This is a genomic window from Hydrocoleum sp. CS-953, assembly GCF_002260545.1.
Lineage (GTDB): Bacteria > Cyanobacteriota > Cyanobacteriia > Cyanobacteriales > Microcoleaceae > Trichodesmium.
On sequence record NZ_LGSU01000052.1, the window covers coordinates 1 to 1681 of the forward strand.

Here is a 1681-nt window from a genome sequence, read left to right on the forward strand (position 1 = left end):
TTTCCTGTGATGCTCATGTCTCCCTTAATGTTCCTCCAAAGTCCGGTGCGCTGGTTACAAGCTATTTCTCGATACCGAGGCACTACCAGAAAAGGGCGCCGAAAAGATTATCATCTTAACTAATTACAATTTTAGATTTTCTAAAAACCAGTTTTTTAGACCTTAAGTCTGTGGAAAAATTCGAGATTTCACTTGAGCTAAATTAGCAATTTTGAGAATTGATAATTTAGCAGATAAAACTTTGATATACCACAATCAAAATTTAACCTTATACATCTGAAATAATTCTCCTGGTTGTCGCTTGACTATTTTTCCCCCCCTAGCTTTAATCATTTTTTCCCAATTTTCTAAGGGTTCCAAAAATACTTCTGCGCCTAAATAAGTTTCTAAGATTGCCCAATTTTCCGCCATTGGTTGTTCTGGGTTAACCACATCAAAAACAAATTGACATTCTAATTTGAGAACCCGTTTTACTTCCTTAACTACCTCTTCCCAATACTCTAGAGGATAATAACAACTAAAACCTGTAGCGATCGCCAAGTCAAACTGATTTGCTTCATATTTCAACTGATGAGCTGGCCCTAGTTCTACTCCTTTAAATAATTTATAATTGAGTAGAGAACCTCTTTGATTCAGATTATCCCTGGCAATAGTGCTAATTTCTTGACCATAAAAAAAAGCCTCCCAATCTCGCCAAGGATAAATCAAAAAACTCACCCCACAACCAATATCCAAACACTTTTGATTTTTCTTAGGTTTAGCTATTTCCCAAAAAGGAGAAACTATTTTTGTTGTGAGATTACCAGAGGCATAATCGTGAAATATTGGCATTGCTTCGACTTCCGAGGGTAATTCAAAAGATTCTCCACGGTACTCTTGATCAAAGCGAGCTTGTACTGCCATGATTTGAGTATGCCAATTATCTAAATTTTGTTCAGCAAACCAGGAAGATTTTTCCTGATTTGAGGGTAAGGGAGACTTTTTTTCAGACATTTTTCCTCTATCGTCTATAACCTTTAAGAGCTTTTGTAAAGTTCTTACGATAAGATTTGTTACCAATTAATAAAACAGGCCACAATATAGATAATAATAAACGATTCTGAAAGCTTCTAGAAAAATTTGTCCGTTCAAATCCATTCCAGAACTTCCAGATTCCACCCCCGTATACAACCAGCAATAATAAGCTAATTAAGGTACCCATGGCACAAAAACTCTTATAAGGTTACTTATTTTGGACACAGCTCAATCAAATTATTGAATTAATCTTAAATTGGGCTTCAGTTTGAATATTTATAGGATTATTATAACTCTATTATAAATAAGACACTTATGATTACTAAATTACAATTAGATGATATTCAAACAAGACCTCACACTCTTTTCTAACCAAATTAGGAGAGATAAAAAGGGGCGTTGCACAATCAGGAATGATGAAATCTGAAAGTAGATATTTTTGGATAATTCTTTCCTCAATATATATACAGTTTAAAATCTATTATCATTCTTTAATGTGCAACCCCTAAAAAGGAGTAGTGCATTCAGTTCGAGTCGAGTCGTCTTTCAATCAATAACTGATAGAAAGAAAAAGGAGTAGTTTCAATAATGGATAATTGATAATGGATAATGGATAATGGATAATGGATAATTGATAATGGATAATTGATAATGGATAATGGATAAT

General features: G+C 33.7%; 2 protein-coding genes. Both read right to left on the minus strand.

Translation table 11 applies throughout. From position 1 onward, the window contains the following. Nucleotides 1-255: 255 nt before the first annotated feature. On the minus strand, nucleotides 256-993 hold the full coding sequence (locus AFK68_RS00270) for a class I SAM-dependent methyltransferase (protein ID WP_094670724.1): 738 nt from the start codon (nucleotides 991-993) through the stop codon (nucleotides 256-258). A gap of 7 nt (nucleotides 994-1000) precedes the next feature. Then, nucleotides 1001-1201 (minus strand): hypothetical protein, encoded by a 201-nt coding sequence (locus AFK68_RS40765; protein WP_094670726.1) that lies wholly within the window; start codon nucleotides 1199-1201, stop codon nucleotides 1001-1003. Between the last annotated feature and the right edge of the window lie 480 nt (nucleotides 1202-1681).